This is a genomic window from Ruegeria sp. P8 (assembly GCF_056534665.1).
In genome coordinates this window covers 367235-381528 of sequence record NZ_JBQERC010000001.1, presented here as the reverse complement: position 1 = coordinate 381528, position 14294 = coordinate 367235, and the positions used below count along the sequence as shown (strand labels likewise).

14 protein-coding genes are annotated in these 14294 nt (G+C 61.5%); all 14 read right to left on the bottom strand.

Annotated elements, in window-relative coordinates; translation table 11 throughout:
* Positions 1-121: 121 nt before the first annotated feature.
* On the bottom strand, positions 122-1042 hold the full coding sequence (lpxC, locus tag ACR0BZ_RS01915) for a UDP-3-O-acyl-N-acetylglucosamine deacetylase (protein WP_267363883.1): 921 nt from the start codon (positions 1040-1042) through the stop codon (positions 122-124).
* Positions 1043-1255: 213 nt separating this feature from the next.
* Positions 1256-2860 (bottom strand): cell division protein FtsZ, encoded by a 1605-nt coding sequence (ftsZ, locus tag ACR0BZ_RS01910; protein WP_480919301.1) that lies wholly within the window; start codon positions 2858-2860, stop codon positions 1256-1258.
* Between the two features lie 348 nt (positions 2861-3208).
* Positions 3209-3628: a hypothetical protein gene (locus ACR0BZ_RS01905; protein WP_480919300.1), complete on the bottom strand. Its 420-nt coding sequence runs from the start codon at positions 3626-3628 to the stop codon at positions 3209-3211.
* Positions 3615-4949 (bottom strand): cell division protein FtsA, encoded by a 1335-nt coding sequence (gene ftsA, locus ACR0BZ_RS01900; protein ID WP_480475961.1) that lies wholly within the window; start codon positions 4947-4949, stop codon positions 3615-3617. Before ftsA ends, ACR0BZ_RS01905 begins: the two co-directional genes overlap by 14 nt.
* 8 nt (positions 4950-4957) lie before the next feature.
* Entirely contained in the window at positions 4958-5965 is a 1008-nt protein-coding gene (locus ACR0BZ_RS01895; protein ID WP_480557557.1) for a cell division protein FtsQ/DivIB, read from the bottom strand.
* Positions 5953-6870 (bottom strand): D-alanine--D-alanine ligase, encoded by a 918-nt coding sequence (locus tag ACR0BZ_RS01890; protein WP_480919299.1) that lies wholly within the window; start codon positions 6868-6870, stop codon positions 5953-5955. Before ACR0BZ_RS01890 ends, ACR0BZ_RS01895 begins: the two co-directional genes overlap by 13 nt.
* Before the next feature lie 108 nt (positions 6871-6978).
* The gene (murB, locus tag ACR0BZ_RS01885; RefSeq protein WP_480557559.1) at positions 6979-7917 is read right to left on the bottom strand and encodes a UDP-N-acetylmuramate dehydrogenase; all 939 of its coding nucleotides are present in this window, start codon (positions 7915-7917) and stop codon (positions 6979-6981) included.
* The gene (locus ACR0BZ_RS01880; protein WP_209504519.1) at positions 7914-8207 is read right to left on the bottom strand and encodes a hypothetical protein; all 294 of its coding nucleotides are present in this window, start codon (positions 8205-8207) and stop codon (positions 7914-7916) included. The genes murB and ACR0BZ_RS01880 overlap by 4 nt, the downstream gene beginning before the upstream one ends.
* Before the next feature lie 24 nt (positions 8208-8231).
* Positions 8232-8498 carry a DUF2484 family protein gene (locus tag ACR0BZ_RS01875; RefSeq protein WP_480481855.1) on the bottom strand — a complete coding sequence of 89 codons (267 nt, stop codon included), beginning with the start codon at positions 8496-8498 and terminating at the stop codon, positions 8232-8234.
* Positions 8495-8743 carry a DUF2484 family protein gene (locus ACR0BZ_RS01870; RefSeq protein ID WP_480481857.1) on the bottom strand — a complete coding sequence of 83 codons (249 nt, stop codon included), beginning with the start codon at positions 8741-8743 and terminating at the stop codon, positions 8495-8497. Before ACR0BZ_RS01870 ends, ACR0BZ_RS01875 begins: the two co-directional genes overlap by 4 nt.
* A 75-nt stretch (positions 8744-8818) precedes the next feature.
* Positions 8819-10228, bottom strand: a complete 1410-nt coding sequence (gene murC / locus ACR0BZ_RS01865) for a UDP-N-acetylmuramate--L-alanine ligase (RefSeq protein WP_209504522.1) — start codon at positions 10226-10228, stop codon at positions 8819-8821.
* On the bottom strand, positions 10225-11322 hold the full coding sequence (locus ACR0BZ_RS01860; protein WP_480919298.1) for a UDP-N-acetylglucosamine--N-acetylmuramyl-(pentapeptide) pyrophosphoryl-undecaprenol N-acetylglucosamine transferase: 1098 nt from the start codon (positions 11320-11322) through the stop codon (positions 10225-10227). Before ACR0BZ_RS01860 ends, murC begins: the two co-directional genes overlap by 4 nt.
* Positions 11322-12485, bottom strand: coding sequence for a putative lipid II flippase FtsW (gene ftsW / locus ACR0BZ_RS01855; RefSeq protein ID WP_480557563.1), 1164 nt, complete (start codon positions 12483-12485; stop codon positions 11322-11324). Before ftsW ends, ACR0BZ_RS01860 begins: the two co-directional genes overlap by 1 nt.
* Before the next feature lie 188 nt (positions 12486-12673).
* Positions 12674-14275, bottom strand: coding sequence for a S8 family serine peptidase (locus tag ACR0BZ_RS01850; RefSeq protein WP_480919297.1), 1602 nt, complete (start codon positions 14273-14275; stop codon positions 12674-12676).
* Positions 14276-14294: the final 19 nt, after the last annotated feature.

The following is a 14294-nucleotide window of genomic DNA, read 5'->3' as shown; positions in this document are numbered from 1 at the left end:
CCATCCTTGTCGTCTTACTTAATGGGGTTCGCCCCGAATTGAGCCATGGTCTAGCACAGAATATTCCGGTGCAAAACGCCTTATGCAACATCTGGCGCAAATGTCGTCAGAGTTGATCTGATCAGGCGACTTCGGGAATTTCGTTTACGATCAGGCCCTGCCCCGGCAGGCGTGCGGCCTGTTCCGGCGTGCACAGAACCGGACGCACCGCACCGGGCGTTTCAAACAGATTGCGCAGCAATGTGTTGGTCAGCGAATGACCCGACTTGTCGCCCGTGAAATGGCCCAGAATCGGCCCGCCTGCCAGGTAGAGATCACCCAGAGCATCCAGCATCTTGTGGCGCACGGCTTCGTCGGCGCGGCGGAACCCGCCGGGTGTCAGCACCTCGCTGCCCTGCACCACCACGGCGTTATCCAGGGTACCGCCAAGGGCCAACCCGTTTTCGCGCATGGCTTCGACATCAATGCGGCGGCAGAACGTGCGGCAATCGCTGAGTTCGCGCGCGAACGACCCGTTGCGCATATCCAGCGTCTTGGTCTGGCTGCCGATTGCGCTGTCTTCGAAATCGATGTGGAAATCGATGATCAGCCCATCCGCGGGCGCGATACTTGCGCTGGCGCCTTCCCGCGAGGCGGTGACAGTCTTCAGCACCTCATAGGCCAGCACCGGGCTGGCCTGACGACGCACGCCCCGGGCCATGATACCGCGGACGAAATCGATCGAAGACCCGTCCATGATCGGAACTTCGGGGCCGTCGATTTCAATCAGTGCGTTGTGAACGCCGCACCCGGCCAAAGCAGCCATGATATGTTCGATTGTGGATACCGACACCCCGGCGTCATTGACCAGACGGGTGCAAAGCGGGGTCCGTTCGACCACGTGATAGATCGCCGGGATCATCGCATCGCCCAGATGGATATCCGTCCGTTTGAACCAGATGCCATGACCAGCTGCAGCCGGTTTCAGGATCATGGTCGCAGGCTTGCCGCTGTGCAGCCCGACGCCTTTAAACGTGACCGGAGATTTGAGCGTATGTTGCAAAATGGGCCTCGGCGAGTGGTGTCCAGCCTTCTGGGGCTGTGTTGGACACTCAGTTAAGGAAGCCCGCGTCAAGGCTCAACTCACTCTTTGTAACCGAATGAAACATGTATGTAACAGATCGGCAAAACCCTGCTTACCTATTCGTAAGCCACTGTTTTAAAACGAATTAGGGCCGCCAAACGGCGACCCCATGAGTGGATTTTGTTACCGCGATCAGTTGGCCTGACGTCGTAGGAAGGCAGGAATTTCGATACGATCCTGATCCGGGTCGGTCTCATCGTGAATCGGTGCCGTGGCCTCGGACTGGCGCAGAACGGGCTGCTGACGCGGCGGTTGAGCCGGTGTGTCAGAGGCGTGCCCGGTCATCCGGTCAATCAGCCGATTGAAGCCAAACCGCGAGCGTTCTTCGGGTTCGTGATGCGAAACCGCCGCGTGTGGGCGGGGTGCTGCGGCGCGCTGAGCTGCCGAGGGAACCTTCTGAACCGCTGCCTGCAAACGCTGGAGCGCTTCGGGCGACGGGGTGCCTGCGACAGGCGCGCGTGGGGCAACAAATGCCTCGGGCGCCGGTTCGACGTGCTCGGGCTGCGGCTCGAATTCGGCGACGCGCGGCTGATAGGCCGGGGGCGGCAGATCGTCCTCATCCCGCTCGTCGAACGGCTGGAACTGCGGCTGGGCGGGCTCTTCCGCGGCTTCAAACAGCGAAGGTTCGCGGTTTTCTTCCATCTGCGGCGCGGGCTCTGCCATTTCGGCGGCTGCGGGCGCTTCTTCGCGACCGTATTCTTCGGCCGAAACGGTGCGGGTCAGCGGCTCGGACATCGAGCGGCGCGCGACCGGAATGTCAGCCGTTTTTTCGGTGGCGTCGATGCCGGTTGCAACAACCGACACGCGCATACCGCCTTCCATGGCGGTATCCAGCGTCGAGCCGACGATGATGTTCGCCTCGGGGTCCACTTCCTCGCGGATGCGGTTGGCGGCTTCGTCCAGTTCGAACAGGGTCAGGTCGTGCGAACCGGTGATGTTGATCAGCACACCTTTGGCGCCCTTGAGGCTGATTTCGTCCAGCAGCGGGTTTGCAATGGCTTTTTCCGCCGCCTGGATGGCGCGGTCTTCGCCGGTTGCCTCGCCGGTGCCCATCATGGCTTTGCCCATCTCGTCCATCACGGCGCGCACATCCGCAAAGTCGAGGTTGATCAGGCCCGGACGCACCATCAGGTCGGTTACGCCTTTGACGCCCTGATACAGGACATCGTCAGCCATCGAGAACGCCTCGGTAAAGGTGGTCTTTTCGTTGGCGAGGCGGAACAGGTTCTGGTTCGGAATGATGATCAGCGTGTCGACGACCCTTTGCAGCGCCTCAACGCCGTCTTCGGCCTGACGCATCCGCTTGGCACCTTCGAACTGGAAGGGCTTGGTCACGACACCCACGGTCAGAACGCCCAGTTCACGCGCGGCCTGCGCGATGATCGGAGCAGCGCCGGTGCCTGTGCCGCCGCCCATGCCTGCGGTGATAAAGCACATATGCGCGCCTGCCAGATGGTCGACGATCTGTTCGATGCTTTCTTCGGCAGCTGCGGCACCCACGGCCGGACGGGCCCCTGCCCCCAGACCTTCGGTGACCTTCACACCCAGTTGAACCCGCGCCGAGGACTGGCTTTGCTGCAGCGCCTGCGCGTCGGTGTTGGCGACGACAAAATCGACGCCGTCCAGCTGTTTTTCAATCATGTTGTTGACAGCGTTACCGCCCGCACCGCCAACGCCAAATACTGTAATCCGAGGCTTCAGTTCGTCTTGCCCGGGCATCGAAAGATTCAATGTCATGCTCTGTCCGCCTGTATTTATGTTCCGCCAAAGCGGTGTTTTTCTTACCTATCCTTGCTCGATTCTAGCGGGCTGATGCGAAAAGGTCACGTCAAAAATCGCGATTCACCACAAAATATGGAGGAAATAAGGCAGAAACCGGCGGCATTTCGCAGGTACTGCCAGATATAGCGGAAACGCCGGCGACCATCACAAGGCAGACGACCCCGGCGCGAGGACTCAGCCGTTCGTCACGCTTTGGTCGACCATCATTTACACTGCGGAAAACTGCTCAGGTCCTGCCGCCAGGCCTCTGCCGGGCCTTGTGGATATCTTGAGGGATAAATCGATGCGCTGCAACCGGATTTTTCAACTGAGCGGTGCACTTGGACAGTTCAGGCTGGTTTCGGTGATGCTGCGCACCTCCTGGATTTCGCTTTCTGCAAACGAGGCCAGACGCACCATCAGACGGCCTTGGTGCAGGAAGGGCCACCAGCAGACGGGAATACCATCCGGATCGTTGTCATAGAGAAAGCAGATCTGACCGTTTGGCGTGGTGATCTGCCCATAGACACAGCCCTGCCCTTCTTGCCGCCAGACCGAGATGTGACGGTTCAGAAATTGCTCGGTCCCGACGAAATAGCCGCTGCGAATCTCATGGAAGGTGAGCGTTTTGCCGACGGCGGCATCCAGAAATGCCTCGGGTGTGATGATGGTCTGGGCCGAAACCCACCCCGGCAACAGGGCCGCACACAAAGCGGCCCGGTACAGGGGGCTACCAATTGTCACGGAACCACCGGACGGCCCGCTTGAACGGGCGCGCGGCGTAGGTGTCGACCGGGATTTCGAAATCCCACCATTCGTCCTGTGGGTGCGCCGCAAATAGGCTGAGCCCCACAGAGGACGAGAACGCCGGACCTGTCGCCGATTGCGGCAGGCCATGCACCCGCAGCGGGCGGCCCAGACGCACGCGTTGACCAAGGATGCGGGTCGCCAGACCGTCCAGCCCCATGATCTGACTGCCGCCACCGGTCAGAACGATCTGCTGGCTTGGCATGTGTTCAAACCCGGCCGCATCCAGACGCACGCGGACCTCTTCTAGAATTTCCTCGACGCGCGGACGCATAATGCCGATCAGTTCGGCCCGACTGACTGTGCGGCGGTCGTGTTCCCAGTCACCGGTATCGCCGCCGATATCGATCATGTCGCGGTCATCAGCGCCGGTCGCATGAACGCCGCCATTGAACGTCTTGATCCGCTCCGCAACTGCTGCGGGCACACCCAACCCCATCGAGATATCGGCGGTCACGTGATCGCCGCCCATACGCACGCAATCGGCATAGATCATGTGTTTCTTCATGAAGATCGAAACGCTGGTGGTACCGCCGCCCATGTCGATACAGGCCGCGCCGAGTTCCTGCTCATCTTCGACCAGCGCGGAAATTCCCGAGACATAGGCCGAGTTCGCAATCCCGGCGAGTTCCAGATCGCAGCGTTTGATACAGCGCACGATGTTCTGGATCGCCATCGCATCGACGGTCAGCATGTGCATATCGACCGCAAGGCTTTGGCCCATCTGCCCGCGCGGGTCGATCAGGCCCGAGCGGTTGTCGAGCGCAAAGTTGACCGGCTGTGCGTGCAGCACCTCGCGCCCGTCGCCGTAATCCGGCACGTCGCATGCGTTCAGAACACGACCCACTTCGGCCTCGGTCACCAGCTGGCCATCCAGATCAACCTGTGCGTCCAGCCCGTAAGAGCGCGGGTTGGCCCCCGAGAAACAGGCGATGACGTGATCGACACGGATATCGGCCATCTTCTGTGCGGCCTGAAGCGCGGTGCGGATGGCGCGTTCGGTTTCCTGCATGGCGGTGACTTCGCCAAACTGTACGCCGCGCGAACGTGTCGTTGCGGCCCCGATCACCCGAAACCCCGTCTGCCCCGCCATTGAGCCGATGGTGTTATCTTCACTCAGCCGGCCCGATCCGTCAAAACGCAGAACGAGGCAGGCAATCTTGGAACTGCCCACATCCAGAATCGCGATCACACCGCGTTGCAATGCCTGGCGCCGCATCTGACGCATGGCGCGTTGGGACTGATAAAGATCGGTCATCATGCTCGTTACTGCCCGTTACTCATTGTCACTTTTGTATTCCACCAGTCTTCGCTGGCGGCTTTGGTCATTCGGATGGTGGGACGCTGGCCAAGGCGCATGTCGACCACGGCCACGTCGCGTTCCAGAAGGTCCTGCACCTCGTTCACCGCAAGCACGCGTTCCAGCGCGCGCACCGGGCGTTCGGTCGGCAGCATGATGCGCTGGCCACGGTCCAGGACCAGATCCCAGCGCCGTTCACCCACGCGCACCAGCCCGCGCACACGGTTGCCCAGGCTGCGGGCGGTCTGGAAAATCTCGAGCGCCTGCGCCACATGGGCGTCCGCGCCCGCGCCCGCGATCAGCGGCAGGTCGGCATGGTCCTTGCGAGAGGTGGTTTCCTTGACATGCGCGCCGGTCTCGTCGAGCAGTTCGAGCCCGTCATGCGTCCGCCAGACAATCACGGGCTGACGCTCGACCACGTTGACCTGAAGGATGCCGCCCGGACGGATGCGTACGGTTGCCGATTTCACCGGATCAAGCCCGGTGATCGTGTCGCGCATCTGTTCGACATCCAAATCCCAGGAACTGATCGGAAAATCCAGAGGCACGACCTCGCGGATATCATCGGACAGGCTGGTGCCTGCCCCGTCGATGGCCATCAGGTTAACCATGAACTCGGGGCGTTCCTGAATCGAGGTGCGAATATCGGCGATATACGTGCCAAGCGCTTCGCGCCGGTCCTGAGAGGCAAAATAGACACCAACTGCCGCAGCAATGGCACAGATCGGCAGGCCAAGCTTGACGCCCAGACGGATGCCCGGTGTCAGCATCCAGCGCTGAAGACGATAGCTGAGGCGCGACGGGGCCGGATCGCTGCGGCGTGCGGTGCGGGAAAACACCCGCGCCCCGCGCAGACGCAGAATGGGCTGGGTGTCATGCGGTTCCGAATCTGCCGAGGCAAAATCGGCATCCGGCCCGGCAAGGGGTTTGGTGCGATGGATTTCCAGAGAGCGGCTGGCGATTAACGGTTGCATGAGGCGTCCTCAACCATCCAGGCGCAGAGCTGGCCAAATGTCATGCCCAGATGCGCGGCCTGTTCCGGGGCCAGTGAAGTGGGCGTCATGCCCGGCTGGGTATTGGTTTCCAACAGAAACAGCCCATCAGCACCCGCGCTGTCATCCCAGCGAAAATCGGTGCGGCTGACGCCCCTGCAGCCCAAAGCATCATGCGCGCGCAGGGCATAATCCATGCAGCGATCAAAGATATCCTGCGGGATATCGGCGGGGACCACGTGCCATGATCCGCCGGGTTTGTACTTGGCGTCGTAGTCGTACCAGCCGCCATCGGTCATGATCTCGGTCACGGTCAGGGCGCGGTCGCCCATCACGGTCACGGTCATCTCGCGCCCGGCCACGTATTTCTCGACCATGATCTGGTCGGGCATGTCTTCGGACAGCTGCGGCGGGCCATTGGCGTTTTCGTGGACGATGTAGATACCGACGCTGGAGCCTTCGTTATTGGGTTTGGCCACATAGGGCGGTTCCATCACATGGGCGCGGGTCACCTCGGCACGCGGGACGATCACACTGGGGACAACGGGCAGACCTTCGGCCTGATAGACGTCCTTGCTGCGTTGCTTGTCCATCGCAAGGGCCGAGGCCAGAACACCCGAATGGGTATAGGGAATCCGCATCCATTCCAGCATCCCCTGCACGCAGCCATCCTCGCCCCAGCGGCCATGCAAGGCGTTGAAAACCACATCCGGCTGAATATCCAACAGGCGCGCATAGAGGTCGGGACCTGCGTCCAGTTCGACCACTTCAAAGCCTTCTCCCACAAGGGCGGCTGCGCATTCGCGCCCAGAGCTGAGAGACACCTCGCGTTCCGCCGAGGGGCCGCCCATCAATACCGCCACTTTGGGGTTTGTCCTGCTCGACATACCCAATGTGCGCCTCAATGTCCCCGGACCTTATGTGGTGGTCCGTACTGCGTTTATGCCTTTGATCCGTCGCCTGAATTTGCCTGTTTTGGTCTGACGGTCGGGGCTTTATTCTTTTAGCGGATCACCGACCCGCATGATTTCCCACTCTAGCGTGATGCCGCTTGTTTCGTAAACCTTTTTTCGCACCTCTTCGCCCAGACCTTCGAGGTCGTCAGCGGTAGCGGTGCCGGTATTGATCAGGAAGTTCGAGTGTTTCGGGCTCATCTGCGCCCCGCCGCGTGCCGCACCGCGCATTCCGGCATCGTCGATCACTTTCCACGCCTTGAGGTCATGCACGTCATCGGCCTGCCCGGTCGAAGAAAACCCGGCCGGGTTGCGGAACGTCGATCCGGCGCTGCGGTCCTTGGTGGGCTGTGTTTCGTCACGCTTTTTCAGTTGCGCTTCCATTCGGGCGTGAAGGTCATCGGGATCGCCGGACGGGCCTTCGAACGTGGCCGAAATCAGAACGGCGCCTTCGGGCAGGTCGGACTGGCGATAGCGAAAGTTCAGATCCTCGGGCGTCAGGTCCCGCAGGTCGCCCTGCCGGGTGACAATGGTGGCCTTGCGCAGCACGTCCGCCGTGTAGCTGCCATAACAGCCCGCATTCATCCGCACCGCGCCCCCGATCGAGCCGGGGATGGTGCGCAGAAAGGTCAGGTCCACGCCCGCATCCGCGGCCTTGCGCGCAACATGCGCGTCCAGTGCGGCAGCGCCCGCGATGACCGTATTGCCCTCAACCGAGATGGCGTTGAACCCGCGCCCCAGCCGGATCACCACGGCCCGCAAGCCACCATCGCGCACGATGAGGTTCGAGCCGACCCCCATCGGGAAGACCGGCACACCATCCGGCAGATCGCGCAGGAAGGCCTGCAAGTCTTCGATATCGGCAGGTTGAAACAGGTAATCCGCCGGCCCACCAACGCGGAGCCATGTGAGGTCAGACAGGTTGCGCGCTTTGGACAGGCGGCCCCGGACGTCAGGAAGGACAGGGGGAAGCCGTGTCATGTAGTCGCGCGCACCGCCAGGCTGCGCCCACCGACCCCGCCCATGATTGCGGCGAAAAGGAAGGGGAGAACGCCGGCAGTCAACCAGACCAGCGGGCCGAACGCCTTGTCTTCTTCACCCGTTCCGACACCGGCCAGCACGACGATCAGCCCCAGACCAACCGCGGATGTCAGCCCGATCAGCCACAGAAGGCTGCGCAGGCCAAGCCAGCGGCCCGCTGTAAACCCGGCAGCGGCACCCAGAACGAAGGAAACAAGCGGCAGATAGGCAAATGTGGCGATTGTCGCCATGACAGATCTCCTGAAGTTGGCCGGTTATTCTTTGGCCGCCTTCATGCCCTGCATTTTCGACTTTGTCCAACGGGTCAGATAAATCACCGGCCAGCGCAGCACGGACATGCCCATTGCCAGCACCAGCATCCCGATCCAGGGGCCATTTTCATAGGTGACATAGCCGACGATGGGAATGCCCACGATGATCAGGATATAGGCGCGCGTCCAGTGGTTGTCGGTGCTGGGGATCAGCGCAAGAACGTTGGCAGCAAAGCCCCACAGGGCCGCCAGAGCGATAGACCATGTCATTCCGCGACCTCGCGCCCTGTCCATTTGCGCCAGTAATACCGGATGGGGTTGCGGAACATCGACACGAACCCGGCAAATGCCGCGACCGACCAGAACCAGCCGTGGACATATCCAAGCCATACGACCAGCAACGGTGCGCAGACCAACAGGACAAACCCCGGCGGGAATTGCAGCCGCATCGGCAACATTGCCACGATGGTGGCGCAGATCACCCAAAGCGCTGCCAAGATCATCGAATAGTCCATTCGCCCCTCCGAGGACACGCGACTGTTGCGGTCAGAGTATCACACTTTTAAGTTGTGCAACAAACAAATGACGCGTCAAACAGCTTGTTTTCTTTGCAATCTCTCGGGCAGGCCGTTGGCCCAGGCGCTGATCGTACCGGCCCCGAGGCAGACGACCATGTCGCCCGGTCGGGCCTGTTCGCGCACGAGGCGTTCAAGGTCGTCTTCATCCAGCAGCGCGCGGGCGTGGCGGTGGCCGTGACGGATCAGGCCCTGCACCAGATCGTCGCGCGAGGCGCCTTCGATCGGGTCTTCACCAGCGGCAAAAACCTCGGCAATGGCCACGACATCGGCGTCATTGAAACAGGTGCAGAAATCGTCAAACAGGTTGGACAGGCGCGAATAGCGGTGCGGCTGATGCACAGCAATCACGCGGCCTTCGGTCGCCTGACGGGCGGCCTTGAGAACGGCGGCTATTTCGACCGGGTGGTGGCCGTAATCGTCGATGATGGTGACACCGTCGATTTCCCCGACCTTTGTAAAGCGACGGTTGACGCCGCCGAAATTGGCCAGCGCGTCGCGGATTTCCGCAGCTTTCATGCCCAGATGACGGGCGACGGCAGCGGCGGACAGCGCGTTTGAGACGTTGTGATCGCCGGGCATCGGCAGGGTGCAGCCTTCGATCATCTTGTCTTCGTATTGCAGATGGATGTCGAAATGCGCCACGCCGCCTTTGTAGGTCAGGTTCACAGCCCGCACATCCGCCTGCGCGTTGAACCCATAGGTTCGCACACGGCGGTCGGTGATGCGGCCGACAAGGGCCTGAACCTCGGCATGATCGGTGCAGCAGACGGCCAGACCGTAGAATGGCAGGTTCGAGACGAATTCGTAAAAGCCGTCGCGCAGCCTGTCGAAATCACCCCAATGTTCCATATGCTCGGGGTCGATATTGGTGACAATGGCAATGGTTGCGGGCAGGCGGTTGAACGAGCCATCGCTCTCGTCGGCTTCGACCACCATCCATTCGCCCTGCCCCATTCGCGCGTTCGATCCATAGGCGTGGATGATGCCGCCATTGATCACGGTCGGATCGAAATCGCCTGCCACCATCAGTTCGGCCATCATGGTCGTCGTGGTGGTCTTGCCGTGTGTTCCGGCAATGGCAATGTTCGAGCGCAGGCGCATCAGTTCGGCCAGCATGTCGGCGCGGCGGACAACCGGCAGCCCTCGGGCGCGGGCTTGGTCCAGCTCCGGGTTGCCCGGTTTAATCGCGGTCGAGACAACCACAACGGCCGCGTTTTCAAGGTTTTCGGCGCGCTGGCCGACGAAAATCTCGGCCCCCAAACTGGCCAGCCGGTCGGTGATCTTCGAGGCCTTCAGGTCCGAGCCCTGCACCTGATACCCCAGATTGAGCAGCACCTCGGCGATACCCGACATGCCAATCCCGCCGATGCCCACGAAGTGGATCGGCCCTACGTCCTGCGGCAGTTTGGTTGCTGGGTTCATGTGGTCTCCTTCTGCGCCAGCTGCTCGACCAGAGCGACCAGACGCTGGGTGGCATCGGGCGCCCCGACCGACAGAGCGCCATGGGCCATTTTCTGTGCGGCTTCGGGGTTCATAAGAACCGTGGTGATTTGCTGTGTCAGCGTGGGAACGTCAAGCGCATTTTCCGGGATCATGATGGCCCCGCCGGCCTGCACCAGCCCGCGCGCGTTGGCGGTCTGATGATCCCCGGCGGCAGCAGCAAACGGGATCAGGATCGAAGGACGACCGATGACCGAGATATCGGCCACGCTGGACGCGCCCGAGCGCGAGATCACAAGCTGCGCATCCGACATGCGGCGGGGAATGTCATCGAAGAAGGGCTGAACGTCGGCGCGGATTCCGTGGTCTTGGTAGAATGCGCTGACCCGTTCGCCATCTTCATCCCGCGCCTGATGCGAGACACGGATATGCGCGCGGAGGTCTTCGGGCAGCGCGGCAATCGCTCCGGGCACCATATCGCTGAGGATGCGCGCACCCTGCGAGCCGCCCATCACCAGAACCGACATCGGGTAATCACCCGGCGGGATATACCCGGCGGCGGCGCGGTCCAGAACCGCGGCACGCACCGGGTTGCCGGTGTGGATGCCATGCGCGCCTTCGGGCAGATCCGTCGGCCAGACGCCGCAGGCCACCTGCGCAACGCGGGTTGCAAACAGCTGGTTCACGCGGCCCAGTACCCCGTTCTGTTCATGGATCATCCGCGGTATTTTCAGCAGGGTCGCGGCGCCCAGCGCCGGGATCGACGGATAACCGCCAAAGCCCACGACAACATCGGGTTTGTCGCGCATCATCTGGAAGATCATGCTGGTGACACCACCAGCGATAATCGGGCCAACCATTGCCTTTGCCGCCAGACCGCCACGGGCGAAGGTGGCCGAGGACGCCTCGACAATCTCGGTCGAATGGGGAAAGCCACCGGTATAGCGCGCACCGCGCGGGTCGGTGGACAGGCGCACACGCCAGCCCTTGTGCAGCATCGCCTCGGCCAGCGCCTGAGCGGGGAACATATGGCCCCCGGTGCCGCCAGCCGCAATCAACAGGTAAGGGTTCCCCATTATCCTCGTCCGCGCAGAATATCGCCTAGTTCGCCCTGTGGGCGGTTTCGGGTGAAGGCCAGCAGCATGCCAACGGCAATACCGCCAGCAATCAGGGACGAGCCACCATAGCTGACGAACGGCAAAGTCATGCCCTTGGCCGGCAGCAGACGTACCGCAACACCCATATTGATCATCGCCTGAACGCCAAACATGCAAGCCAGACCGGTACCGGCCAGACGAATGAACATGTCGCGTTCGCGCATCAGCCGCAGCAGCGAGCGCACGACGATCAGCGCGTATAGCGCAATGATGATCATGACAAGGATCAGGCCGTATTCCTCGGCCGCGACGGCGATGATGAAATCGGTATGGGCATCGGGCAGCGACCATTTCACCTGCCCCTCCCCCACGCCGACGCCGAACAAGCCGCCCTCGCGGATGGCATTGGTGGCATAGCCCAGCTGGGTTGTGGGATCGACCTCTTGATTTAGAAAGCCGTCGATGCGGCGGGCAAAGTGTTCAGAATTCGAATAGGCCAACATCCCGCCCAGAACGACAACACCGGCCATGCCCAGCAACAGCAGCATCGGGGCCCCGGCCACGAAATACATGACGCCCCAGCCGAACAGGATCAGGCAAGCCTGACCGAAATCGGGTTGCATAACCAACATGGCCACGATGGCCATGCAGAGCGCAAAGGACCACAACCGCCCCGGAGGGCCGTTGATTTCCTGTGAGGCGGCCAGCAGCCAAGCGCCCACGACGACAAAGCCGGGTTTCAGAAACTCGGACGGTTGCAGCGAGGCAAAGCCCAGCGAGTACCAGCGCACTGCGCCCTTGCCGAAATCCGTTCCGAACACCGGCAGGAAGACCAGAGCGACGAAGGCCCCCAGAAAACCAAGAACGGCCAGACGCCGCACCAAGGTTGGAGACATCATCGAGGTCAGCAGCATCGCGATCAGCGCCAATCCGCCGAACAAGGCCTGACGCTCGACATAATGGAAGGGATCGAACCCGTTGCGCCCGGCCAGTGGCGGTGAAGAGGCCAGCCCCAGCAACAACCCGATGGTAAACAGGATCAGAACGCAGGACATCGTCCAGCGATCGATAGTACGCCACCATTTCGGTAGAATCGGTTCTCCGCGCTGGTCCTGGACCGCGCCATACACCATCTCAGTCATGAGATACCGCCACTCTCTGCCTCGTTAACGCCCCGTTTTCGGGATCTGGCTGAGAGTCTACATGCAATTTGGCGATCAGGCCAGCCTGTTCAGGGGCAAATCGGGATTTCCCGCCCAAGACCCGCGCCGCACGCCCGGATCGCCGGTCAGCCGTTTTACGACGGCCACCGGACGGGAGGAGGTGGGCATCAGACCTTGCTTAGCAGCAGCGGCACATCCAGCAACCCCGCCACTCCGAACAGTTCGGCCCTGGGGGGCGGCGTGTAACCGTTGATCGCGTCAGCTTGCAGGGTTCCTGCGGCAGAGGACCAATACCAGTGGGTGTTGTCGAAACGCGTTGCAGATGTTTCGAGGTTCTTGAAGATGGCTTTGATCTGCACCCCATTGAGAACATTGGGCGACTTTCGCTGCATCATCGCTATTGCCCCGGCAACAAGGGCCGAAGCCCCCGAAGTGCCGCCGAATTCAGTATACAGCCCGGCAGGATCGTCCACCGCCTTTTTTCGGGTTTTGACCGCCGCGGCAAGGCTGCCTTCGACATAGCCCCGCGGGCCCGGCACATCCAAGGTCACCAACCGTTGAGGCGCGAATTCGACAATCGGGATCGCGTCACCACTGCCGTCGCGTTTCAGGTGATGTTTCGGGTTTTCCATATGGAAGTCAGTGGCCGAGGCTGCATCACGGTCCAGACGAATTTGATAGCGGTTGTAGATCTCACCGTCATCCGAGGGGGCGGACACGGTCAGATCAGCAGAGTGGTTCGAATACCCGGACCGGGTGCCATTGTAGTTGACGGCCCCCACCGAGATGATCCCGTTGGTTGGATCACCGGACAGGCTGGCAGGGTAAATCAGTTCACTTCGACCGTCATTGCCAGCGGCACAGACCACCGGAATTCTCGTGCTGACCCATTTGATGATCTTGTCCAGCGCCGACCATGCCACCGAGATGTCGCGCGCGTCGCCGTCGGGTTCGTCGCGCCTCGTCTCGTGCAGGCGCGTCTTTTCGTGCGAGTCCAGACCCGGATAGAACGGCTCGGTGCCAGTGGCAGGGCGAAATCGATATCCCGGCCAGTGGTCCGGGTTCGCGGCATCGCGCGGAAACAGGATGACATGCGCGCCTTTGTGGAGGGCATAAAGAAACGCCGCAATCAATTCTTCCGGGCTGGGCGAGATAGACGTCGTGATCGGAATAATCCTGCTTTTGGGATCAACCCCATAATACGCCGCGATATTGCCGGTATTGCCGAATTGGTCGGTTGCAAAGCTGGTTCCGCAGGCCAGCCCGGCACAGCTGGTGCCGTGCCCGGCATAGCGATCGTCATAGGCATCGATGTAACGCTTGACGCCAAAACCCGACCTCAGCCCGGCAATCACCCGCCGTTCCTGAGAGGTCAGGCCCGGAATGCCCAAGGGGTCCTGAATGCCCGACAGATGTTGTACCTGCTCTTCGATATGCTCGGCCCCTGCCCCAACGGCAGACCGGTCGATGTATTTGACGCCGAATGGGTGGCTGGCCAGATCAAGGGCGTCGTCCCGAATGACCCTGTCCGCCGGAACCGGTCCGATATCCGGCGCTTTCAGGTTCGGGTGATGCGGGGCCACGCCCATGTCAATCAGGGCGATTTTCGCCTCGGCCAGAGCTGGACCTGTGAAATCCCAGATCGCGATATCGATTTCCGGGCAGGTCTCTCCATCAGCGGGTGGGGGCGCCTTGACGGTCAAGGCTTTGATCGCGACCAGATGCCAGAGATAGTAATATCGTGCGTAGTCTTCGTTTCCTGCGGTCATTTCGTCACCTCGCGTTGAT

What these genes read in the sequence shown, in the direction of transcription:
- ACR0BZ_RS01880 (WP_209504519.1), bottom strand. Translation starts at nt 8,207, where the DNA reads ATGGCGACAATCGCCACATTTGCCTATCTGCCGCTTGTTTCCTTCGTT.
- ACR0BZ_RS01895 (WP_480557557.1), bottom strand. Translation starts at nt 5,965, where the DNA reads ATGCAACCGTTAATCGCCAGCCGCTCTCTGGAAATCCATCGCACCAAA.
- ftsW (WP_480557563.1), bottom strand. Translation starts at nt 12,485, where the DNA reads ATGACTGAGATGGTGTATGGCGCGGTCCAGGACCAGCGCGGAGAACCG.
- ACR0BZ_RS01850 (WP_480919297.1), bottom strand. Translation starts at nt 14,275, where the DNA reads ATGACCGCAGGAAACGAAGACTACGCACGATATTACTATCTCTGGCAT.
- ftsA (WP_480475961.1), bottom strand. Translation starts at nt 4,949, where the DNA reads ATGACCGATCTTTATCAGTCCCAACGCGCCATGCGTCAGATGCGGCGC.
- ACR0BZ_RS01890 (WP_480919299.1), bottom strand. Translation starts at nt 6,870, where the DNA reads ATGTCGAGCAGGACAAACCCCAAAGTGGCGGTATTGATGGGCGGCCCC.
- ftsZ (WP_480919301.1), bottom strand. Translation starts at nt 2,860, where the DNA reads ATGACATTGAATCTTTCGATGCCCGGGCAAGACGAACTGAAGCCTCGG.
- ACR0BZ_RS01860 (WP_480919298.1), bottom strand. Translation starts at nt 11,322, where the DNA reads ATGGGGAACCCTTACCTGTTGATTGCGGCTGGCGGCACCGGGGGCCAT.
- ACR0BZ_RS01875 (WP_480481855.1), bottom strand. Translation starts at nt 8,498, where the DNA reads ATGACATGGTCTATCGCTCTGGCGGCCCTGTGGGGCTTTGCTGCCAAC.
- murC (WP_209504522.1), bottom strand. Translation starts at nt 10,228, where the DNA reads ATGAACCCAGCAACCAAACTGCCGCAGGACGTAGGGCCGATCCACTTC.
- ACR0BZ_RS01870 (WP_480481857.1), bottom strand. Translation starts at nt 8,743, where the DNA reads ATGGACTATTCGATGATCTTGGCAGCGCTTTGGGTGATCTGCGCCACC.
- murB (WP_480557559.1), bottom strand. Translation starts at nt 7,917, where the DNA reads ATGACACGGCTTCCCCCTGTCCTTCCTGACGTCCGGGGCCGCCTGTCC.